General features: G+C 63.0%; 21 protein-coding genes. 14 read left to right on the top strand and 7 right to left on the bottom strand.

Annotated features, from left to right (window positions below; translation table 11 throughout):
• Positions 1 to 390 precede the first annotated feature (390 nt).
• Entirely contained in the window at positions 391 to 1,479 is a 1,089-nt protein-coding gene (istA, locus tag EBN1_RS02000; protein WP_011236249.1) for an IS21-like element ISAzo17 family transposase, read from the top strand.
• On the top strand, positions 1,476 to 2,255 hold the full coding sequence (istB, locus tag EBN1_RS01995) for an IS21-like element ISAzo17 family helper ATPase IstB (protein WP_011236051.1): 780 nt from the start codon (positions 1,476 to 1,478) through the stop codon (positions 2,253 to 2,255). Before istA ends, istB begins: the two co-directional genes overlap by 4 nt.
• Before the next feature lie 94 nt (positions 2,256 to 2,349).
• Here istB and EBN1_RS01990 read toward each other — a convergent pair whose 3' ends face one another.
• The 4 genes from EBN1_RS01990 to EBN1_RS01975 all read right to left on the bottom strand — a co-directional run bounded on the left by EBN1_RS01990 (position 2,350) and on the right by EBN1_RS01975 (position 4,351).
• Positions 2,350 to 2,757: a hypothetical protein gene (locus tag EBN1_RS01990; protein ID WP_041645531.1), complete on the bottom strand. Its 408-nt coding sequence runs from the start codon at positions 2,755 to 2,757 to the stop codon at positions 2,350 to 2,352.
• Positions 2,754 to 3,164: a hypothetical protein gene (locus tag EBN1_RS01985; RefSeq protein ID WP_041645529.1), complete on the bottom strand. Its 411-nt coding sequence runs from the start codon at positions 3,162 to 3,164 to the stop codon at positions 2,754 to 2,756. The genes EBN1_RS01990 and EBN1_RS01985 overlap by 4 nt, the downstream gene beginning before the upstream one ends.
• Entirely contained in the window at positions 3,161 to 3,568 is a 408-nt protein-coding gene (locus EBN1_RS01980; RefSeq protein WP_011236247.1) for a DUF5681 domain-containing protein, read from the bottom strand. The genes EBN1_RS01985 and EBN1_RS01980 overlap by 4 nt, the downstream gene beginning before the upstream one ends.
• 78 nt (positions 3,569 to 3,646) lie before the next feature.
• On the bottom strand, positions 3,647 to 4,351 hold the full coding sequence (locus EBN1_RS01975; protein ID WP_011236246.1) for a hypothetical protein: 705 nt from the start codon (positions 4,349 to 4,351) through the stop codon (positions 3,647 to 3,649).
• A gap of 265 nt (positions 4,352 to 4,616) precedes the next feature.
• Between EBN1_RS01975 and EBN1_RS01970 the strand changes: the two genes are divergently transcribed.
• Positions 4,617 to 5,048, top strand: coding sequence for a hypothetical protein (locus EBN1_RS01970; protein WP_011236245.1), 432 nt, complete (start codon positions 4,617 to 4,619; stop codon positions 5,046 to 5,048).
• Between the two features lie 408 nt (positions 5,049 to 5,456).
• Here EBN1_RS01970 and EBN1_RS01965 read toward each other — a convergent pair whose 3' ends face one another.
• The 3 genes from EBN1_RS01965 to EBN1_RS01955 all read right to left on the bottom strand — a co-directional run bounded on the left by EBN1_RS01965 (position 5,457) and on the right by EBN1_RS01955 (position 9,499).
• Positions 5,457 to 7,526 (bottom strand): AAA family ATPase, encoded by a 2,070-nt coding sequence (locus EBN1_RS01965; protein ID WP_157866561.1) that lies wholly within the window; start codon positions 7,524 to 7,526, stop codon positions 5,457 to 5,459.
• Between the two features lie 145 nt (positions 7,527 to 7,671).
• Positions 7,672 to 7,914 (bottom strand): helix-turn-helix transcriptional regulator, encoded by a 243-nt coding sequence (locus tag EBN1_RS01960; RefSeq protein ID WP_041645526.1) that lies wholly within the window; start codon positions 7,912 to 7,914, stop codon positions 7,672 to 7,674.
• 286 nt (positions 7,915 to 8,200) lie between these two features.
• On the bottom strand, positions 8,201 to 9,499 hold the full coding sequence (locus tag EBN1_RS01955) for a tyrosine-type recombinase/integrase (protein WP_011236241.1): 1,299 nt from the start codon (positions 9,497 to 9,499) through the stop codon (positions 8,201 to 8,203).
• Between the two features lie 590 nt (positions 9,500 to 10,089).
• On the opposite strand from EBN1_RS01955, the gene bzdN reads away from it, so the two are divergent.
• The 11 genes from bzdN (at position 10,090) to hbdA (ending at position 22,242) form a co-directional block, all read left to right on the top strand.
• The gene (gene bzdN, locus EBN1_RS01950) at positions 10,090 to 11,229 is read left to right on the top strand and encodes a benzoyl-CoA reductase, bzd-type, subunit N (RefSeq protein ID WP_011236238.1); all 1,140 of its coding nucleotides are present in this window, start codon (positions 10,090 to 10,092) and stop codon (positions 11,227 to 11,229) included.
• 19 nt (positions 11,230 to 11,248) lie between these two features.
• The gene (gene bzdO / locus EBN1_RS01945) at positions 11,249 to 12,553 is read left to right on the top strand and encodes a benzoyl-CoA reductase, bzd-type, subunit O (RefSeq protein WP_011236237.1); all 1,305 of its coding nucleotides are present in this window, start codon (positions 11,249 to 11,251) and stop codon (positions 12,551 to 12,553) included.
• A 128-nt stretch (positions 12,554 to 12,681) separates the two neighbouring features.
• Positions 12,682 to 13,485, top strand: coding sequence for an acyl-CoA dehydratase activase (locus EBN1_RS01940; protein WP_011236236.1), 804 nt, complete (start codon positions 12,682 to 12,684; stop codon positions 13,483 to 13,485).
• A 39-nt stretch (positions 13,486 to 13,524) separates the two neighbouring features.
• Complete coding sequence (bzdQ, locus tag EBN1_RS01935) at positions 13,525 to 14,436, top strand: benzoyl-CoA reductase, bzd-type, subunit Q (RefSeq protein WP_011236235.1); 912 nt, start codon at positions 13,525 to 13,527, stop codon at positions 14,434 to 14,436.
• A 62-nt stretch (positions 14,437 to 14,498) separates the two neighbouring features.
• Positions 14,499 to 14,951, top strand: a complete 453-nt coding sequence (locus EBN1_RS01930) for a GNAT family N-acetyltransferase (RefSeq protein WP_011236234.1) — start codon at positions 14,499 to 14,501, stop codon at positions 14,949 to 14,951.
• 334 nt (positions 14,952 to 15,285) lie between these two features.
• The gene (locus tag EBN1_RS01925; protein WP_011236232.1) at positions 15,286 to 16,080 is read left to right on the top strand and encodes an SDR family NAD(P)-dependent oxidoreductase; all 795 of its coding nucleotides are present in this window, start codon (positions 15,286 to 15,288) and stop codon (positions 16,078 to 16,080) included.
• A gap of 141 nt (positions 16,081 to 16,221) precedes the next feature.
• Positions 16,222 to 17,400, top strand: coding sequence for an acyl-CoA dehydrogenase family protein (locus EBN1_RS01920; protein ID WP_011236231.1), 1,179 nt, complete (start codon positions 16,222 to 16,224; stop codon positions 17,398 to 17,400).
• Between the two features lie 158 nt (positions 17,401 to 17,558).
• A complete protein-coding gene (locus EBN1_RS01915) occupies positions 17,559 to 18,203 on the top strand; it encodes a TRAP transporter small permease subunit (RefSeq protein WP_011236230.1) in 645 nt (214 codons plus the stop codon).
• Positions 18,200 to 19,531: a TRAP transporter large permease gene (locus EBN1_RS01910; RefSeq protein WP_011236229.1), complete on the top strand. Its 1,332-nt coding sequence runs from the start codon at positions 18,200 to 18,202 to the stop codon at positions 19,529 to 19,531. The genes EBN1_RS01915 and EBN1_RS01910 overlap by 4 nt, the downstream gene beginning before the upstream one ends.
• Before the next feature lie 39 nt (positions 19,532 to 19,570).
• Positions 19,571 to 20,605 (top strand): TRAP transporter substrate-binding protein, encoded by a 1,035-nt coding sequence (locus EBN1_RS01905; protein ID WP_011236228.1) that lies wholly within the window; start codon positions 19,571 to 19,573, stop codon positions 20,603 to 20,605.
• Between the two features lie 65 nt (positions 20,606 to 20,670).
• Entirely contained in the window at positions 20,671 to 22,242 is a 1,572-nt protein-coding gene (gene hbdA / locus EBN1_RS01900; RefSeq protein ID WP_011236227.1) for a 3-hydroxybenzoate--CoA ligase HbdA, read from the top strand.
• Positions 22,243 to 22,265: the final 23 nt, after the last annotated feature.

Below are 22,265 nucleotides of genomic sequence, written 5' to 3'. Positions count from 1 at the left end.
TGCTGGCTGCTAGCTTCCTTGTTCGCTGCCCTGTGGTCCGCTTGCTGGCGCCTGGCCTGCTCGCCCCGGTCGAAGGCGTTACCGTCGGTGAGGATGCGGATTCGCGGCCCCGACGGGTGAGTGGCTTCCACGAGCTCATGCTGCGAGTCCTGTGCAGCTTCTTCCCACTCGTCCAGCCCCATAATCCGCGGCCAGAGCTTCCCTGGCTTGGCAGCGCTCTTCATTTGCTCAAGCCGTCCAAGTCGGGCAAGGACGGCGGTCGAGACGCGAACCCTCACGCGCGCTTCCCGGGCCACGGGCGAAGCTGTCACTGCCGGATGTAAGTTGATACGGGCTGCCGATTGAAAGTTGATACACCGAGTTGAGAAGATCGGGCCATTTGGAGCCCGGGTGATCACAGACGAGGTGTATGTGGAAATCGAACTGTTGAGGCGTCACGGGTTGAGCCTTCGGCGGATCGCCGCCGAGGTGGGGTGTGCGGTGAACACGGTGCGTGCGCACCTGGCGTCGCCGGGGCTGCCGCGCTACGCGCGCAAGGTCCAGCGGGTGACGAAGCTGGCGCCCTTCGAGGCGTACTTGCGCGAACGCCAGGCGGCGGCGCATCCGCACTGGATTCCGGCCTCGGTCCTGATGCGTGAGATCGTGGCGCAGGGCTATCAGGGTGGCGCCAGCCAGCTGCGCGCGTTCATGCACATGCTCAAGCCGGCGCAGCCATCGGAGCCGGTGGTGCGCTTCGAGACGGCGCCGGGCCACCAGATGCAGGTCGACTGGGTGGAGTTTCGCAAGGGCGCGCAGCCGCTGTACGCGTTCTGCGCCACGCTCGGCTACAGCCGCATGAGCTACGTCGAGTTTGTCACCGACATGAAGGTGACGACGCTGATCGGCTGCCACGAGCGCAGCTTCGCGGCGTTCGGGGGCGTGGTGCGCCAGGTGCTGTACGACAACATGAAGACCGTGGTGCTCGAGCGCGATGTCGACGGCGAAGGCGCGCACCGCTACCACGCCGGCTTTCTGGACTACGCCCGTCACGCCGGGTTCGTGATCAAGCTGTGCCGCCCCTATCGGGCACGGACCAAGGGCAAGGTGGAGCGCTTCAACGGCTATCTGCGGCGCTCGTTCTACGTGCCGCTGGTGGCGCAGTTCAAGCAGGCCGGTCTGGTGCTCGACGCCGCCACGGCCACGGTGCAGGTGCGCCGCTGGCTCGACGAAGTCGCCAACGTGCGCGTGCATGGCACCACCGGCGAGCAACCGGTAGCGCGGCTGGCGGCCGAACGGGCTGCGCTGCAGGCGCTGGCACCGCCGTGGCGGGGCGACATCGAGGGCGCCCGGCCGCAGGCTGAGGCGGCACACGACGAGGGCCCCGTGCGCCCGCCCGCCGTGCGTGCGCACCTCGAAACGGCGCAACCCGCCCAGCATCCGCTGGCCGTCTACGACGCGTTGCTGCAGACGCTGCAACAGGCGCAGGAGATCGGCGCATGAACCTGCAATACGAACGGATCCAGGCGCTGTGCCAGACGCTGAGCCTGCCGCTCACCGCCCAAGGCTATGCCGCAGCGGCCCAGCAGGCGGCCACCGATCAACTGGCCTACAGCGACTTCCTCGAACAGTTGCTGCGGGCCGAGGCGGCCGGTCGTCAGAGCCGCAAGCAAAGCATGCTCACGCGCCTGGCGGGCTTCCCCGCGATCAAGACGCTGGAGGATTTCGACTATGGCTTTGCCAGCGGGCTCAAGCGCAGCCAGATCGAGGAGTTGGCCAGCCTCGCCTTCGTCGAGCGTGCCGAGAACGTTGTGCTGGTGGGCCCCAGCGGGGTGGGCAAGACCCATCTGGCCATCGCGCTGGGCTACCGCGCCACGCAGGCCGGCATCAAGACGCGCTTCACCACCGCCGCCGACCTGCTGCTGACGCTGGTCCTGGCGCATGAGCGCAACCAGCTCAAGAACGTGATGCAGCGGGCGATCAACGCCTACCGGCTGTTGATCGTCGACGAGATCGGCTACCTGCCGATGACGCGCGAGCAGGCCAACCTGTTCTTCCAGGTGATCGCGGCGCGCTACGAGCGGGGCAGCCTGATCGTGACCAGCAATCTGTCGTTCGGGCAGTGGGACAGCACCTTCGCCCAGGATGCGACGCTCACGGCGGCGCTACTGGATCGGCTGCTGCATCACGCGCACATCGTGCCGATCAGCGGCGAGAGCTACCGGCTGAAACACCAGCGCAAGGCCGGGATGGTGCAAGCGCTGGCGGTCGCCGGCTGAGGGCCGCGCGACGGAGCGCCCCTGCGGTCGGGCCTTCGGCCCTCCCTTCGGGGCGCTCCGTCGCACATGTCAATGGGATAGAGGTGTATCAGTTTTAAATCGGCAACCGCCGGGAAAGCGTGTCAGTTTTAAATCGGCATTGACAAAGCGACCAGTGGCGAGCATCGAGCTCCCGCTGTGCCACTTCGCGCCGCGCAGGGTCCGGATCGTTCTGCGCAGCGTCCTGCAGCTTGGCCAGCGCGTCGGCGGGCATGTCTTTGGCCGAGAACACCGGCGTGATCGTTGCCCACAGATCGCTCGGCGTGCATTCGGCCCGCACCGTGTAGGTAGAATGCCGGTAGTCACGCAGCACTCCCTTCGCCGCTGCGATGGAACGCGCAAGGCTCTCCCGTTCCACCAGCCAGCTACATCCGCCATAGACGAGCAGTACCGCTGTCGCGCCGTCCGGCCCGCTCATCACCTGAATCATCTCCTGCTCGTCTTGCGTCGTTACTGTGGTCATGCTGCTCTCCTTCGTTTGGTCACGCCTGCTTGGGGGTTCGCGTCCAGTACAGCCCGCGCATACGCTCGCACCTCGGGATGCGGGTCTTTCTCAGCGGCTTGCCAGAGCGACCGAAGAAAAGCCACCACGGGATAGGTAGGCAGCGTCGGTTCGCAAACGGCGGTGATCATTGCTTGACGGTCGTAGGGCGGGTAATTCCCGTCCAAGTAATAGGTCACATACTTGTAATGACGAAGCGACTGCTTGGCTTTCTCGATCAAGCCGGCGCGAGTCTTCGGGCCGGTAATCAACCAGAAATTGCCGTCGTACCTGAGCTCCACAGCTCGCGCATGGCGCGGGATAGCCATGACGACCAATTGCTCGAACAGGTCTTCTGTTACCAATGTGGTCATATTGGTCGGGTTCATGCTCGCTCCCCTTCCAGCGCATCCAGCCGTCCCGCCAGTTCATCTACCTGACGCAGCCCAGCGAGCGCGGTAATGCTGTCAATCAGCCACTTGCCGGTATCGGGGTTCAGATCCCCATCCGCCACAGCCTGAAGCACTTGCTTCGCTTGCTCGGTCAGCGGGCCAGTGGTGTCGAGTTCAAATTGCACAGTGGCGCTAGTCGAACGCAGCATCGGGAGAACGCGGCTCATCAAAAGCTGTGCGGCCTGCATGTCGCCGTTCATTGCTGCCTTGCATACCACATGGGCCACCTTCTCCGCGTTTTGCATCAGCGCCTGCGACACCAGCGTCTGCTTATTAACCGACCCTTTCGGGCGTCCCTTCGGATTGCCGGACTGGCCGGGCTTGAATAGCTGTCTTGCCATGTTCAACTCCTATGTGTCACCTAGGACGACGACGATGGATAACTCGCGCCGTCCTGTTTTCTGCAGGGGGGATACAGGTCAGCTGGCAAATCTCTTAAACGCTGATTCCGCTGCGCCGGTCTGCTCGCGCAATTCCTGCACGCGGCTCCATGGCGCGCCCATAGCCTTCTCGATTTGCATGTAGATCAGCCCCGCTCGGTTATGCGCCATCTCCCGGGCGCGCTTCATGAGGTCCAAGCGCTGCGCGAGTTCCGGTTTGGTCTGCTCGTGGTATCGGCGGACCCGGTATGCCTTGTCCGCCTCGGTGATGCCAGACAGGTAGCTGGGAGCGCCCAGCACGGCGGCGAGGGTTTGCTCGTCCTTATTCGCCATTGCCTCGTTCAGGAAAGCGCTGCGCTTGTCGTTGTCCAGAGAATGGACGTAGGCGCGAATTTCAGTAGGGATTGGCCCTGCAGCGGCGGAGGTGGCGAGCGGGCGGGTCAGGTCGCCTTCAATAGCGTCAATCGCCTTGCTCAGGTTGGCGGTTGCCGAATCGAACTTGCGCGTCATAGCGTCCATTCGTTTAGTGGCTTCTTTCGCCACCATCAGCAATTGCGCTGCTTCGTTCATCGTCGGGTTTCGCGCCACCGCAGCCCGTGCCTTGTGCAGGTCTGCAATCCCTTCGTACGCGACCGAGAAAGCTTCGGTGATCTCTTGAACATAACCCTTGTGGTCCTCGTAGCCGGGGAGCTCTTCGATAACGGCAGGGTGGAGGGCTGGTGTGACATCTGCATAGACGGACATGATTTGACTCCCAAAATAGGTTAGCGCTTGTTTTGTGCTTACAAATTACCTGTTACGGGGTGGTAACACAACTGTTCTCGTAAAATAACAGGTAAAAAACAATAGCTTAGCTCACGTTGATAGTATGACGAACGCCGTATTACAGATTTGGTGTAGGTTAATTCCGATATTCAAAAGGAATTGATATCGCTGTTTGTCGGCCGTTGCCTTGAATCGCGCTTATGTTGAGCATCAATCACGCCAACAACCGATGAAGGAGAACGACATGGAAGCCAAGACCTACACGAAGCGCGAGAACGCCCGCCGAGCTGGTGTCGCTGCCGGGGTGCCCGTCGAGCTGGTGGAAATCACCGTGCATAAAGACGGCGACGAGGTGCGCTTTGGATGGAAGGCGATGGAGCCGGGCGAGCCGGGTGCGACCACAGGGGCGGACAGCCAGCAGGCGGACAGCGAGCAGGTCGAGCCGAAGCAGGCGAAGCCGAGGGTCCAGCTTGAAGAGCGCAACGGGATCAAGCGCCCGAAGGAGGGCGGCCTGTGCGCGAAGGCGTGGTCGATCTTCGATGGCTACGAGGAGCTACAGAACAAGCACCTTGCCGCGATCAGCGAAAGCAGCGGCATCAACCCGGCGACGGTGCGGACGCAGTACGCCCGCTGGCGCCAGTTCAATGGACTGACAGGGCGCCAGCCGAAGCCCTGATCTCCCACAAAGCAGCCCGTGTCACCGAGCCCCGCCACTGAGCGGGGCTTTTGCTTTTGGTCGTCAGCAACCTGTGCGCGAGCGCGACCGCGTAAAACGCGCTGTGCGCGGTTTTTACAGCGGGGGCATAGCTACCCATACCCCCACCCCCTAAAACCGCGCGTCGGTACCATTCCTGCAGCGGCAGCGCTATGGCAGCGTGCTGGCGGTATGCGCTGGGGTACGGTTGCGGCTAGCGCATGCATTTCCACAGGTGGGGTAGGGGGGGGGGGGTCGCTGGGGGGGGGTTCGCTGCTATAGGGTTACCCCTCCCTAGCGAACCCCTGTTCGCTGGGGGGTAAGTGCGGTCGGGGGTTCTCTAAGTGAGGGCTAGCGAACCCCCAGCGAACCCCCAGCGAACCCCCAAAGCTAGCGAACCCCCACTGCGAGACACTCACTCGGCGTAGTTTCAATTGCCCGGAGCCATGGGTTCCCCCTGCTCGGGTCAGACATTTTTTGAAGGCGGCCACTCGCCAATAGTCGATCAACAGCAGGGGAAATTCGCACCTGTGTGATCGGCCGCTGTTCCTTCATCGCGTTGAGATCGCCCTTCAGCGAGTTCTTGCTTGGATAGTGCCCAGCAGCCACCTCGTTCTTGATCCAATTCCAGATGAATTCATCATCCTCAACATCCCGCATGCTATCGGAGACCGGCGGCGCAACCTGTGGGGCGATGCGAGGAGTCACCGCGAGCGAAGTAACCTCGTCGCCTTCTTCGTCATATCCAAGATGGACACGCAGCATCGAAAAGTCGAAGGTCTTGCCGTCCTCGCCGTCCTTCACCTTGTCCAGCACAAATTGGGCGTCGAACTTTGAAGCATTCTTGCCTACCGCTTTTTGACACTTGATGGCGAAGTCGAGCGCACCGCGCAGACCCGACCATCCGCGCATCCCGGCCGCTTCAACCTTGCCGCTGTGGTGGATGACAAGGACCGTCCCGCCAAACTTGTGCTGTAGCTCTTGGAAGATAGCGATCATCTCGCCCATGCCTTCGGGGCCGTTCTCGTCGATGCCTCCGCCCGCCTGTGCCAGTGTGTCGAGGCACAGCACGCCGCCCGCCCATCCCTTCTCAATCAGCGTCGTCACGAGCTTTTCGCGGTCTGCTTGAAGGCGCAGGTTCATTCGGTCGGTGATGAATCGCATGTTGGTTGTTACATCCAGGCCCGCTTGACGGGAACGAGCAAGCCTCCACGCTGCGACCCGTTTCGGGATGCCACCTTGACCCTCGAAAGGGATATAGACGGCGGGCGCAGCTTTGACGCGGTGCCCAAACCACGGGGAGCCTGTGGAAATGTGTGCCAGCAGGTCGAGCACAAGGAACGATTTGAAGGTGCCCGACTGACCGTAAAGCGTACCAAAGCCTCCGTCGGGGATGATGTCTTTCACCAGCCAGCGCTGGGGCGGGAGCCGTTGCAGGTCGTCGTCGGTTAGTAGCTGGAAGTGGCGCGAGGTGTCGGTAGAGGGGAGCGACGCGCCACCGGTAAGGCGCCAGAACAGGGCGTCAGCAATCTCCTTCCCGTGTGCCTCCTGTACCGCATCGTTCGCGAGGTGCGTCCGTGCCTTCACAAGTGTGCTGCGCTTGTAGCTTGGGCGTTTTGCCTTCTCGCGTTTGCCCAGCGCCGACATACGAAACGCCGACCAGCAGGCTTCGTTGGAACCGGTGCAGCGGGCGAGTAGCTTGACCAGCTCCAAGTCTGCTTCGGATTGCGACGGGTAGTTGCGCCCTTCCAAATCGCCAGCGAACAGTCTGCCAAACTCCTCGTCTTTGAACGCTCCGTTCTCATCAAGCGCCTGCTCGACTACGTACCAGCCGGAATCGGGGTCCGGGTCATCTTCAAGCTCGACCTCCGGTGCGCTGCCCCGTCTCATCTCTGCCACCAAGACATCGAGCATGTCGTGGCGGGGGGTGATGGGGCGGTCCGCCATCACGTTCCCTGTGCAGATGATGAAGCGTTCCTGCGAATACACCTCCACGCTGTCGCGACGTGCGCCTTTGCCGATCTCGCCCTCAACCCATACGTGCATCCCTTTTCCGCTGCGCGAACGCTCGGTGTAGCTGTCGAAGGTGCTGACGATCTTGTCGAAGCGTTCGCGCTGCTCCTGCGTGGTGTCGTCCTTCACGTCCAAGTCGATGCACGCAAACGGGTCGTCGGCGGTCAGCACGTACCCGATTCCGCCGCCGCACCGCGCAGCAGCGTCGCACGCGGTCTCGAAGTCGCACCAGTGCGCTGGGTTTGTCGGACTCGCTGACCGGCCATTCGCTTGGTGCGGGGCTTTGGAGTCGGGGATCGTATGGCACCATTGCGGGCGCTGGCGCAGCGCTGCCGGAATCTGGCCCCACAGGGTAGGCTGTGGTATGCTTGCCGTATAGCTTTGCGTATGTTCTCCGGTAGCGGCGAGGATTGCCCCCTCGCCGTTGCTTTTTTGTGCTTCCTGCATATCTACTCCTCCGGCAAGCGTTCCGCTTACCTTTCTCTCTGATGGGCTCACAGGCGGCTCACCGTTTCGGTAACGGCAAGCCCGGTCCCTGCGAAATAGGTGCGAATCCGAGCGCTCCGCGTCGTTTTCGGTGTTTGGCGGAGGTTCAAGCTGCCACTAGACGCGACGGGTTCAGGCGCGTCGGGTATTGGCTAGTGCTGGTGTGGGAATTGCTGTCCAGCCAAGCGAGAACCTCCGCTTCGGAGTAGCGGACCAAGCGGCCGATTTTGCGAAAAGCCGGCCCTTTGCCTTTGACGCGCCAGACGGGGAGCGTTTCGGGGCTGATGCCGATCAGAGCGGCGGTTTCGTCGTTGGTGAGGAGGGTGATAGCGGGGGTGTGAGCAGCCATGGTGACAAGTCTCCGACTTGCCTTGCTGCGATCGGTGTAGGGATGCGTCAGCAAGGCTATGCTTGCCGTCGAGTTTTGTGTGGTCACCTGCCCCAGACGGATTCGGGGGTGTCCGGGTCATGGGGGGCTTTCACCCTTGCTCCACCGGCTCATGGCTCTGGAATTTGCCTCGCGGGCGTGCCCCAGTGCGGCGCTGTGCTGGCCCGCATTGCGCGGGACAGGCTTAGGTGGTGCTACATTAACATAGCTTTATGCAGGCTGCACTAAAATTAAAAACGCAGTGTTTTCAGCTACCTGCGTCGCCCTGCCTAGCAGCCATTGCAATGACGTTGTCACCCTTCGCGATCCGTCCCTGTTCCTCAATCCAATCAGCGATGCGCTGGACTTCCGGCTTCAGGTACTGCAGGTGCGACGTCTCAAGGTAGTGCCGGGCAGTGACCCCCTTGGGCACATGGTTCGTCAGTAGCTCGATCTTGTGAAGTTCGACGCTGCACTGTGCGATGCCAAATGTGGTGAAAGTGCGCCGCAGGTCGTGGGGCGTGATCTTGGTCCCAGCGACGGCGGACAGCTTCTTCATCGTGTCGCGCGGGTCGGAGATATGCTTACACTCCCCCCACGACGTGAATACAAAAGGATTGTCCTTGATGCGACGCCGGGTCTTGAGCAGTTCGGCGGCCTGAGTGGATAGCGGTAACCACACAGGGTTCCGGTTCTTCGGGTCGGGCAGGTGCCACCAGCCCTCGTCAAGATTCACGCGCTCCCATTCCAGTGCTGCCGCTTCGCCAATGCGAGCCCCGGTGAGCAGGAGGAAGGTAACGAGGTCGATGCTGGATTCGGTGTCGCGCGTGTAGGCGACCTTGCGCCACTGCTGCAGCGCGTTCCATACCGCCCCGATCTTCGATTCGGGGATGCGGGTCTTGCGCTCCGGGAGGGCGACCCAATCGTCTTTCAGCGCCGAGGCGGGGTTGCGCAGGATGAGCGGCGAGCCGTCCGCCTTCTTATATTGACGAGCGGCATAGTTGATGAGGGCGCGGAGGACGGAGAACCCTTGGTTTGCTTGCCCCGGCGAACCGCCGTCGCGGTCGCCGCGCAGTCCCTTCGTGAGCATCTCCCGGTAACGCTTCCGGCAGTCGTCCTCGGTGATCGCAGCAATGGGCTTGTCCTTCCACGCGACAAAGGTCGTGGCGACGTGCCGTTTAATCTCGATCTGCGTGCTGGCCTTCAGCTTGCCCGGTCGGCTCACATATGCGTCGCATACCTCCTGCAGCGTGACGCCCGCCACCGCTTCGGCCTCTGCAGTTGCCTTCTTCTGTTTGGCGACCTCGCGCGGGTCGATGCCCATCCGCATGCTGCGCAAGTGCTCGCGCGCAACCTCCCGCGCCTGATCCACAGTGAAGACCCCATGTGGTCCGATTGTGATGCGGGCTGACCGTCCATGGACGCGGCCCTGCATAAGGTAGCTGACCTTCCCGGTAGGGCTGACTCGTAGCCCGAAGCCCTTGACCTCGGTGTCCCAGTGGAACTCGCCGTCCTTGCCTTCCGGCAATGCGAGCCTGTCGATATAGGTTTTCGTCAGCTTTGTCATATTCACTCTCCCTGGCTAGGCGCATTGTAAGCGCTATGTAAGCACGCTAGAGAAAGGTACAGCAAACTACGTTAAGCTGGCCACTGCTTTAATTGCTTGAATTATAAAGGTAAGTACAGCTTGAGAAATTTAGGTAAAGCTGCAGAAAGCTAAATTACGGCAAACTTGAAAACCGGCAACGGGCAACCGTTCGTGAGTTCGAATCTCACCGCTTCCGCCAAAACACGAGAAAAAGCGGCCTTTTCGGCCGCTTTTTCCGTTCACCCACAACGCCCGCAGTGAAGCCGAAACGAGCTCGGGGTCAAGCGACGCCGCTGTGGTTCGTCATGCGGCCGTGATTGGCTGAGCCACGACTGCGGCATTCCGCCCATCCGACGACACTCCCGAGCCGCCCCTGTTTGGCGGCAGATTCGATTTCCCCTGAACGCTTGCATTCCCGATAAACCGGGAGTAGAGTGAGTGTTCATTCAGTCGTTTGATTGGCATCAAACAAGTGAAAACCCCCAGGGCGGATGGGATTTGTATCGCTCGATAGTTTTTCAGATGGCCGGATCCGCCGCGCAGCGGAACATTCTTAAGGAGGCAGGTTCATGAACGACGGATTGTTTGACCAGTTCAAGGAGTGGTACGAGAAGCGTCACGACTACGCGCGGGCATGGAAGGCGCGTACGGGCGGGCAGGTGGTGGCGACGATGTGTACCTATTCGCCGGAGGAACTGCTGATTGCCTTCGGGATGCTGCCGGTGCGCGTGCTCGGTGCCCATGAACCGCAAAACGTGACCGAGCCGCACATCTTCGGCATGTTCTGCCCGTTCTGTCGCGATTCGCTCGCGCAGGGGCTGCTCGGCCGCTACGACTACGCCGAAGGCGTGACGCTGACGCAGTCGTGCATCCAGTACCGCCAGACCTACAGTTCGTGGCGTCAGAATGTCCCGACGGTGAAGTGGGACTACTACGTCGCGATGCCGAACGATGTGCAGTCGCCGCATGCTCGCAAGGCGCATGTCGCCGAAGTGCAGCGCTTCCGCGTGTTCCTGCAGACGCTGACCGGCAAGGAAATCACCGACGACATGCTGCGCGACGCGCTCGCCGTGTGCGACGAGAACCGCCGCCTGCTGCGCCAGCTGTTCGACTACCGCAAGGAAGCGGATCCGAAGGTGACGGGCGTCGAAGCGCTGTACGCGTCGATCACCGCTCAGTTCATCGATAAGCGTGAGCACAACGAACAGCTGAAGAAAGTGCTGGCGGCGCTGCCGTCGCGCAAGGTCGAGCGCAAGACCGGTGCCCGCTTCATGACCATCGGTTCGGAAAACGACGACGTCGCGTTCATGGCGATGGTCGAATCGGTCGGCGCGACGATCGTCATCGACGACCAGTGCTCGGGTACCCGTTACTTCTGGAACGCCTCGAAACCCGGCGACGACGTCATCCGCGCGATCGCAGAGCGCTACTGCGACCGCCCGGCATGCCCGACGAAGGATTATCCGGTCCACACGCGCTACGACCACGTGCTCAATCTGGCTAAGGAATACAACGTCCAGGGCGCGATCTTCCTGCAGCAGAAGTTCTGCGACCCCCACGAGGGCGATTATCCGGACCTGAAGCGTCACCTCGAAGCGAATGGCGTCCCGACGCTGTTCCTGGAATTCGACATCACGAACCCGATCGGCCCGTTCCGTATCCGCATCGAAGCGATGCTCGAGACGCTGAGCGAAGAAGAGCTGTTCTGAGCCCTCAAGGAGACCAACCATGACGAACCTGTACCCGACCGAACCGCTCAAGCTGTGGGGCAAGGCCAAGCAGCTGCGCGAGCAGTACTACCAGAACTTCGCGCGCGCGAAGGACAACGGCGGCATCCGCTGGTCGGCGGCCGGCTGGTCGTTCGACGCGATCCCGACCTCGCTCGGCGACGACGTCTATCCGCTGACCGGCGAGCCGTATTCGGCTGGCGTGTCGCTCGACCGCAAATTCACGCAGCGCTGCCTCGACGCGGCCGAATCGTACGGCTTCGCGCGCGACATGTGCTCCTACATGCGCATCTACTGGGGCAGCATGCATCTGGACGAGTACTTCTACGGCGGCAAGTGGCCGACGTCGGACTTCATTTTCCAGACGCAGATCTGCTGCTCGCATGCAAAGTGGTATCAGCACGTCTCGCGCACGAAGAAGATCCCGGACTTCTACGTCGACGTGTCGGTCGGCGCGTACAAGGACCTGACGTCCGACAGCCTCGACTACGTGACGAGCCAGCTGCACGACTCGATCGAGTTCGTCGAGAAGGCGACCGGACGCAAGTGCGATGACGAGCTCCTGATCCGCGCGATCAAGAACGAGATGCGCTCGACCGCGCGCTGGGCGCAGATCTGCGAGCTGCAGAAAGCGGTGCCCGCGCCGCTGGATGAAAAGACGATGTACTCGCTGTACGTGCTGGCGATCCTGCACAAGTCCTCGCAGTGGTGTGCCGACTTCTACGACGAGCTGTACGAGGAAGTGAAGGACCGCGTCGCGCGCGGCATAGCGGCAGTGCCCAACGAGCGCTGCCGGCTGATGTCGGACACGCAACCGCCGTGGCCTTTCCTGAAGATCTTCCGCTACCTCGAGACCTACGGTGCGGTGTCGATCGGCTCGCTCTACACCTTCGGCCTCGAAGGCACGTGGGAGTACAAGGAAGACGGTTCGTGGGGTGCGCGCACGCTGCCGTGGGAAAAGGGCATCGAGATGAACGATCGCGATACGGCGCTGCGTCTGTATGCCGACTGGAACCTGTCGAAGCCGCTGTGGCAGCAGTTCTTCGATCCGTCGGTGAAGTCCGAGATGATGCTCAACATCGCGCGCGACTGGAATGTCGACGGTTGCATGATGCACCTGAACCGCGGCTGCGAAGGTCTGTCGGTCGGCATCATGGAGAACCGGCAGGCCATCGCGAAGGCGGGCATCCCGATCATGACGTACGAAGGAAACATGGGCGACGAGCGCGAGTTCGACGAAGTGCGCACCCAGGCCCGCGTCGATGCATTCATGGAGCAGCTCGGCCTGCGCCGTCTCGCCGCCTGATTTTTTCGCGCCGCCTGCGCGCCGTTCCGCTCCCGATGGCGCCCGCCCTACCTTGCGTACGGCGGGCGCCGCGTCGATGCGTCCGATTCGCGGGCATATCAGAATAGAATTCGAACGAGGACACGAGAATGATTACTGCAGGAATCGACATGGGCTCGCGCAGCGTGAAGGTGGTGCTGCTCGAAGAGATCGATGTGGAAGGCAAGCCGCAGCTGGCGATCAAGAAGACGCACCTGATGATGCCGGGCGACATCGACGCCGACCAGGCCGCCGAGGCGGCTTTCACCCAAGCGCTGGCCGCAGCCGGCGTGTCGCGTGACCAGGTGAAGTCGGTGTTCGCGACCGGTGCCGGGCGCAAACAGGTCGAGTTCGCCACCGAAGGCGTCACCGAGATGACGGCCGGGGCGCGCGGCGCGGTGTACATGTACCCGCAGGCGCGCACCGTGGTCGACGTCGGTGCCGAGGAAGGCCGCGGCATCAAGACCGACTCGGACGGCAAGGCGATCGACTTCGCCGGCAACGAGAAGTGCGCTGCCGGGGCCGGATCGTTCGCCGAGGCGATGAGCCGCGCGCTGCAGCTCACGCTGCAGGAATTCGGCGAAGCGAGCCTGAAGTCGGACAAGTCGATCCCGATGAACGCGCAATGCACGGTGTTCGCCGAGTCCGAAGTGGTGTCGCTGATCCACTCCTCGACGCCCAAGGAAGACATCGCCAAGGCGGTGCTCGACGCGGTGGCGAGCCGGGTGTGCGCGATGGTGCGTCGCGTCGGTATCGAAGGCAACGTCGTGCTGATCGGCGGTATGGCGCACAACCCGGGCTTCGTGCAATCGCTCAAGAACGCGATGGACGTCGATGAAGTGCTGCTGCCCGAGCTGCCCGAATTCGTCAGCGCGCTCGGTTGCGCGCTGATTGCGGCCGAACGAGTGCACTGAACCGACACGCGAACAGATACGGATAATAGGAGCAATCAAATGAATGCAGAAGTTGCTGCTGCTGCGGCCACCGCACCCGAGAAGAAGGAATTCTGGCGCTGGCAGGAAAACACCGTCTGGGACGAGAACAAGGACTGGCGCGACGCGAAGATCATCACCTGCGGCATCGACGTCGGCTCGGTGTCCTCGCAGGCGGTGCTGGTCTGTGACGGCGAGCTCTACGGCTACAACAGCATGCGCACCGGCAACAACTCGCCGGACTCGGCGCGCAACGCGCTGCAGGGCATCATGGACAAGATCGGCATGAAGCTCGAGGACATCAACTACGTCGTCGGCACCGGCTATGGCCGGGTGAACGTGCCGTTCGCCCACAAGGCGATCACCGAGATCGCGTGCCACGCCCGCGGCGCGAACTACATGGGCGGCAACGCCGTGCGCACGATTCTCGACATGGGCGGCCAGGACTGCAAGGCGATCCACTGCGACGAGAAGGGCAAGGTCACGAACTTCCTGATGAACGACAAGTGCGCGGCCGGTACCGGGCGCGGCATGGAAGTCATCTCCGACCTGATGCAGATCCCCATCGCCGACCTCGGTCCGCGTTCGTTCGACGTCGAAGTCGAGCCCGAAGCCGTGTCGTCGATCTGCGTCGTGTTCGCCAAGTCCGAAGCGCTGGGCCTGCTGAAAGCCGGCTACACCAAGAACATGGTGATCGCGGCCTACTGCCAGGCGATGGCCGAGCGCGTCGTGAGCCTGCTCGAGCGCATCGGCGTCGAGGAAGGCTTCTTCATCACCGGCGGCATTGCGAAGAACCCGGGTGTCGTCAAGCGCATCGAGCGCATCCTCGGCATCAAGGCGGTCGACACCAAGGTCGACAGCCAGATCGCCGGCGCGCTGGGCGCAGCGCTCTTTGGCTACACGCTGATGCAGAAGCAGGCGAAAGCGGCCTGAAGTCCGGGCTGAAGCAGCGCCGGCATCCCGGCCGACGCTGCATTTATCGAGGAGAAGGGGAAATGCCCGAAAAGAACCGTGTAATGCGCGTACTGAAGAAGGATGATCTCGGCGCAATCGTCGCAATCGACGAAATCGGTGCGAAGCGCTCCCGTCACGATTACTACGAACGCAAGTTCGAGACGATCCTCAATTCGGCTCACAACATCAACTCGTCGATCGTCTGCGAAGTCGACGGCAGGATCGTGGGCTTCGTCATGGGTGACGTTTATTTCGGCGAATTCGGAGTCCCGGAAACGTCGGCGACGATCGACACCATCGGCGTTCATCCCGAGTTCCAGAACCACGGCATCGCGAGTGAAATGCTCGACCAGTTCATGATGAACATGAAGGCGGCGGGCGTGAAGAAAGTCTACACGTTGGTGAACTGGGACGATTTCGCGCTGGAGAAATTCTTCTCGCGACAGAAGTTCACGCCGTCCAAGCGGGTGAATCTGGAATATCAGCTGCCCTGACCGGGCAACTGGCGCGGCGACCGTCAAGGTCTGCCGCGCCAACGCGGGACTGCCTGTAGTCAACCAGGAGCGCGCCAAGGCGCTCCAGGTCCGCATTGACACCGCCTCCGTCCTTATCGCCTCCGAAAGAGACGAGCTTCATCGACACCAGCCGGGGACCGGAAGAATTGTCCTTTCAATGTGGAATATGGCTTGACGTGCCGACATGAATGAGTGACCATTCATTCATCGATTTAGAGGCAGCCACACCTTTACGGGATGCGCGGCTCGTGGGGCAGCAAGCGGAGCCCCAGGCAGATGGCGGCGGGTTCCGGTCAAGGAAGGAGATGATGAAATGAGTACGGTGCGCGAACTTTCCGGCAAGCACGCAGTGGTCACCGGAGGCGGCCGCGGCATCGGTGCCGCGATCGCACAGCGCCTGGCCGAACAGGGCGCCTGCGTCACGCTGATGGGACGCAGGCGCGAACCGCTCGAAGAGCGGGCGGACGCGTTGCGCGCACTCATCGGCGTGCATTGCGACATGCATTGCGAAGCTGTCGACGTCGCCGATCCGGCCTCCGTCGCAGCCGCTTTCGATGCTGCCGCACGCCGGTTCGGGCCGGTCTCGATTCTGGTCAACAACGCCGGTCAGGCGTCGAGCGCGCCGTTCGTCAAGACCGATCTCGCGTTGTGGCAGCGGATGCTCGATGTCAACCTCACCGGCACCTATCTCGGGACGAAGGCCGTGCTGTCCGGGATGCTCGCCGCCGGCTGGGGCCGCATCGTCAATGTCGCGAGCACCGCCGGGCAGAAAGGCTATCCCTACGTTTCGGCCTATTGCGCCGCCAAGCACGGCGTCATCGGCATGACGCGCGCGCTGGCGCTCGAACTGGCGCAGAAGAACATCACGGTGAATGCGGTCTGTCCCGGTTACACCGACACCGACATCGTGCGCGAGGCGATCACGAATATCCGTGCCAAGACCGGCCGCAGCGAAGCCGAAGCACAAGGGGAGCTGGCGAAGCACAACCCGCAGGGTCGTCTGGTCCGTCCCGACGAAGTCGCGAACGCCGTGCTGTGGCTTTGCCTGCCGGGAGCTGAAGCGATCACCGGCCAGGCGATCTCGGTGTCCGGCGGCGAAGTGATGTGAGGTTGCGCGGAGCACGGGCGGTGCGGGAATCGCCGCCCCGATCCGGCTGAAGACCACGGCTGCGGGCAGCGCGGACCAGGACAATGAACCAGAGGAGGAGGTGACATCGGCTCACCTTCCCGTTTGCAGGAGGAGAAGTAGATGAGTGATCAGACCTATCTCGAGTGGCCGTTCTTCGACGAGCCCCACCGTCAACTGCAGATCGAACTCGAGGCCTGGGCGTCGGCGAATGTGACCGAACATCATGGCAGCGATCTCGACACCGCATGCCGCGAACTGGTGGCAAAGTTCGGCGCTGCCGGCTGGCTGCGCTACGTCGTCGGCGGCACCGCGTACGGAGGTTGCCACGATGTCATCGACACTCGTGCGGTGTGCCTGCTGCGCGAGACGCTGGGACGTCACTCCGGGCTCGCCGACTTCGCATTCGGCATGCAGGGGCTCGGTTCCGGCGCGATCACGCTGCATGGAACGGACGCGCAGAAACGCGATTACCTGCCGCGCGTCGCGTCGGGCCGGGCGATCGCCGCCTTCGCGCTGTCGGAACCGGGCTCGGGCTCGGACGTCGCCGCGATGGCATGCAGCGCGCGCCAGGACGGCGACGAGTACGTGATCGACGGCGAGAAGACGTGGATCTCGAACGGCGGCATTGCCGATTTTTACGTCGTCTTCGCCCGCACTGGGGAAGCGGCCGGCTCCCGCGGGCTTTCGGCTTTCATCGTCGACGCCGACCGACCCGGGCTCGAGATCGCCGAACGCATCGACGTCATCGCACCGCATCCGCTCGCCCGCCTGCGCTTTCGCGAGTGCCGCGTGCCGAAGTCCTGCCTCCTCGGCGTGCCCGGCCAGGGCTTCAAGGTCGCGATGCAGACGCTCGACATCTTCCGCACGTCGGTTGCTGCCGCGGCGCTGGGTTTTGCGCGGCGCGCGCTCGACGAAGCGCTCAAGCGCGCGACGACGCGCGACATGTTCGGCCAGAAGCTCGCCGATTTCCAGATCACGCAGGCGAAGCTCGCGCAGATGGCCACTGCCGTCGACACCTCGGCGCTGCTGACCTACCGCGCTGCGTGGCTGCGCGACCAGGGGCAGACCATCACGGGCGCCGCCGCGATGGCGAAGATGACTTCCACCGAGACCGCGCAACAAGTCATCGATGCCGCGGTGCAGATGTGGGGCGGCTGCGGAGTCGTCAGCGATCACCCCGTCGAGCGCCTGTACCGCGAGATCCGGTCGCTGCGCATCTACGAAGGCGCGACCGAAGTCCAGCAACTCATCATCGCCCGGCAGACGCTTTCAGCGTACGAACGGCAACAGGAGCACTGACGCCGGCCGTCCAGTGCGAGCGATCGGAGATCGTTTCGCACTCGCGTCCGGTGCCCGCCACGGCCACGAGTTTGGCGGCGCGGGCCGGGATCAACCGGGAAAATACCCGTTCCTGTGTGACTGCCTGTTCATGCAGTCCATATAAGAGGAGACAGAACATGCATGCAAGCATTGCGAGCTACGATGCGACGACTACGCCGCGCAGCGTCGAAGAGTTTCCTGTTCGGTCCAAGGTGCCCGCAGACGAGGATGGAATCCAGCTCGAGCCCGGTTCCGTCGAACACGTCGCCCATCCCGAAGCGCTGCCGCACGGACCGTGGGGGATGCGGCTGCATACGGCGAGCCGCGCCCTCGCGCTCGCGGGCGGAGGCCTGTTCATCGTGCTGATCGCGATGTCGCTGGTTTCGATCGTCGGGCGCAAGCTGTTTTCGATGCCGGTTCCCGGTGATTTCGAGCTCCTGCAGATGGGCGCGGCCGTGGCCGCGGCGACGTTCTTCGCGTACTGCCAGATGACTGACGGACACGTGAAAGTCGATTTCTTCACGACCTGGATGCCGGAGCGCCTGCGCGCCTTCCTCGATGGCCTCGCTGCACTCTTGATGTGTGCCGTCGCGCTGCTGATTTCGTGGCGCACGGCAGTCGGCGCCGTGTCGTCGTTCGAGTCGGGCGAGGCATCGCTGATGCTGGGATGGCCTGGATGGATCGCGATCGCGCTGATCGTGCCGAGTTTCATCCTGTTCGCGCTCACCGGCCTGTACATTGCCGGGCGGCGCTTCCGTCATGCCCTGGGAGAAGCGAAATGAGCGGCATCGAAATCGGCGTCACGATGTTCGGCCTCCTGCTCGTGATGCTCGTGCTGCGCGTGCATATCGGCATCACGATGTTCACGGTAGGGGCCGGCGGCTTCCTGACGATGACCGGCGGCGACTGGTCGCCTTTCCTCAACATGCTGAAGAATCTCGCGTATGCGCGGCTCTCGAACTACGACCTCGCCGTCATCCCGATGTTCTTGCTGATGGGGCAGTTCGCGACGCACGGGGGGCTGTCGCGAGCGCTGTTCCGCTGTGTCAGTTCCCTGGTCGGCCACTGGCGCGGCGGTGTTGCGATGGCTTCGACGGGTGCCTGTGCCGGCTTTGGCGCGATCTGCGGCTCGTCGCTGGCGACGGCAGCCACGATGGGCCAGGTCGCGTTGCCGGAACTCAAGCGCTACAAGTATTCCGGCTCGCTATCGACGGGCGCGCTGGCGGCCGGCGGCACGCTCGGCATCCTGATCCCGCCGTCGGTGCCGCTCGTGATCTACGCCGTGCTGACGCAGGAATCGATCGGCAAGCTGTTCATGGCGGCGGTGCTGCCGGGCCTCATCGCGATGCTCGGCTACATGCTCGTGATCCGCATCATCGTCACGCTCAAGCCGGAAGCCGGCCCTGCCGGACCGCACGTGCCGCTCGCCGAGAAGCTGCGTTCGGTGGTGAGCGTGATGCCGGTCGCGCTGATCTTCCTGGTCGTGATCGTCGGCATCTACGGTGGCTGGGCGAACCCGACCGAGGCGGCGTCGGTCGGTGCGGCCGCGTGCGGCATCCTCGCGGTCGTCTCGGGCGGGATGCGCCTCGAAGGCGTCAAGGACAGCATCCTCGGCGCAGCCGAAGCGACGGCGATGATCTTTCTCGTGCTGCTCGGCGCGGACATGCTCAACACGGGCCTCGCGCTCACGCAGATGCCGGCCGAGCTCGCGAACTGGGTCAAGGACAGCGGGCTGTCGCCGCTGCTGGTACTGACCGCGATCCTGCTGATCTACGTCTTCCTCGGCTGCGTCATGGATGCGCTGGCGATGATCCTGCTGACCATCCCGATCTTCTATCCGGTGGTGATGGGCCTGGAGTTCTGGGACCTGAGCCAGGCGGACAAGTCGATCTGGTTCGGCATCCTCGTGCTGATGGTCGTCGAGATCGGCCTCGTGCATCCGCCGGTCGGGATGAACATCTACATCATCAACCGTCTCGCCAAGGACGTCCCGCTCAGCGACACCTTCAAGGGGGTGATGCCGTTCCTCGCCTCCGACCTCGCGCGCATCATGTTGTTGATGTTCTTCCCGGTCATCACTCTGTACCTGGTACGGACTTTCGGCGGCTAGCCGGAGCCGGTTCATTCGATCTGTTCAAAGGAAAAAACGATGAAAACCCGCAACCTGCTCACTCCGCTTTGCGCTTCCGTGCTGATGACGCTCGGCGCAGCCCCGGTCCAGGCGGCAGACGATGTCGTCACGCTGCGTGTACATCACTTCCTGCCGCCGTCGTCGAACACGCAGCTGAAATTTCTCGAACCGTGGTGCGCGAAGATCAGCGCGGAATCCGCGGGCCGGCTGAAATGCCAGATCTACCCGGCGATGCAGATGGGCGGCACGCCGCCGCAGCTCTTCGACCAGGCCAAGGACGGCATCGCCGACATCGTCTGGGCCTTGCCCGGCTACCAGGCGGGTCGCTTCCTCGTGACGGAAGCGTTCGAGCTGCCGTTCATGGGCATCTCCGGCGAGAAATCGAGCCGGGCGTTGTGGACCTACGCGACCAAAAATGCGACCGACGAATACAAGGGGGTGCGGCCGCTCGTTTTCCACGTGATCTCTGGCATGGCGTTGCATACCTCGAAGAAGCAGGTCAAGACGATGGACGACCTGCGCGGCCTGAAAGTGCGGGCGCCGACGCGCCTGGCGACGCGGATGCTCACTGCGCTGGGCGCGACGCCCGTGCCGATGCCGGTGCCGCTGGTCACCGAGAGCCTCGCCAAGGGGGTCATCGACGGAGCGATGATCCCGTGGGAAGTGGTGCCGGCGATGAAGGTGCAGGACGTCGTGAAATACCACACCGAGACCGACCCGAGCATGCCGCTGCTGTCGACCTCGGCTTTCGTGCTGGCGATGAACCCGGCCAAATACGACAGCCTGCCGCCGGAGCTGAAGAAGGTCATCGACGCGAACAGCGGCGCTGAAGTGTCGGCGTGGGCCGGCAAGGTCTGGGACGATGCGACGCTCACGGGGCGCCAGTCCGGTGTCGACCACAAGAACACGTTCTACATGGTGCCTGCAGAGGAAGTGAAGAAGTGGCAGAAAGCCTCCGAGTCGGTGACTGCCGAGTGGGTCAAGGAGGTGACTGCGAAGGGGCATGACGGACAGAAACTGCTCGCCGAAGCCCAGGCGCTGCTGAGTAACTGAGCGCAAAGTCGTCTCGTTCCCCGGTCCTCGCACCGGGGATTTTTTTCTGTCGTTGTGGAGTAGACATGAGCTTTGACAATACCGCGCGATACGGAACGATGAACGCGGCCGACGAAATCATCGGTCGCCCCCTTTCCCTGGGTCTCGGCGAGCAGGCCGCGATCGTCAGTGGCGAACGCTCGGTGAGCTATCGTGAACTGAACGCGATGGTCAATCGCACCGGTAACGCGCTGAAGGAGCACGGCGTCGCCAGGGGAGAGCGAGTGCTTTTCCTCATGGACGACTCGCCCGAAATGGTCGCGGCCTACCTCGGCACGCTGCGTATCGGCGCCGTCTCGGTCGCGCTCAACGTCCGCCTCGCGCCGCGCGATGTGCGCTACGTGATCGAGGACAGCGAGTGCCGGGTGCTGATGATCGACGCCGAGTTCGTGCACCTGTACGAGGAAATTGCCGGCGAGCTCGCATCCCGGCCGCTGGTCGTGGTCCGCGGCCCCGCACTTCCTGCGGGTTGCGTATCGCTCGAGAGCTTCGTCGCGGGCTGCTCCGACGCGCTCGAATCGGAGCCGGCGGCACCGAACGACGTCGCGTTCTGGGTTTACTCCTCGGGCACGACGGGCCGGCCAAAGGCAGTGATGCATACCCACGAATGCGTGCTGATCGCGGACCGGATGGAGCGCGAGTATTTCGGCGTCGTGCCGGGAGACCGCATCTTCACCACATCCAAGATGTTCTTCGGCTGGGCGCTCGGCCATTCGCTGATGGGGGGGCTGCGTTGCGGGGCGACCGTGATCATCGCGCCCGGCTGGCCGGACCCGACGCTGATGGCCGAGATCATCGAGCGCCACAAGCCGACGCTTTTTTTCAGCACACCGGTGATGTACCGCAACCTGCTGCGCGAAGGCGTCGCCGAAACGTCCGCCTGCCGCCAGATCCGCCATTTCCTGTCGGCCGGCGAGAAGCTGCCCGAGACGCTTTACCAGCGCTGGCTCGAAGTCTGTGGCAAGCCGATCATCGACGGCATCGGCGCGTCCGAGACGATTTTCCTGTTTCTCGTCAATGAGGGGCACGAGCAGCGGCCGGGTTCGTGCGGCAAGAAGGTGCCGTGGGCCGAAGTCCGCCTCGTCGATGAGGCCGGCGAAGAGATCGTCACGCCCGACGTGCCGGGGCTGATCGCGATCAGGACACCGTCACAGTTCGCCGGTTACTGGAAGCAGCCTGAGCTGACCGCGAAGGCGCTGCGGGACGGCTGGTACTACCCGGGCGACATGTTCAGTTTCGACCGCGACGGGTACTGGTACCACAACGGGCGCGCCGACGACATGCTGAAAATTTCCGGGCAATGGGTGAGCCCGTCGGAGATCGAATCCTGTGCAATGACTGCGCCGGGGATCTCCGAGGCCGCGGTCGTCGGCATCCAGCAGGACGACGGGCTGATGCGTCTTGCGCTGATCGCCGTGGCGAAGGACCCGACGGCCAACGAGGCGCGGCTGTCCGAGGAAGTGCTCGACACGCTGAAAGCGAACCTGTCGATCTACAAGTGCCCGCGCACGATACGCTTCGTCGAAGAGCTGCCGCGCACTGCCACCGGCAAGATCCAGAAATACCGTTTGCGGGAAATGATGAAAACGGCCGCATGATGTGAGCCGCGTCGGAGGTGGCC

It is taken from the genome of Aromatoleum aromaticum EbN1 (assembly GCF_000025965.1).
In the GTDB taxonomy this organism is placed as follows: Bacteria; Pseudomonadota; Gammaproteobacteria; order Burkholderiales; family Rhodocyclaceae; genus Aromatoleum; species Aromatoleum aromaticum.
Note: the sequence above shows the minus strand (reverse complement) of the source record. Positions and strands in the feature narration are given on the sequence as shown.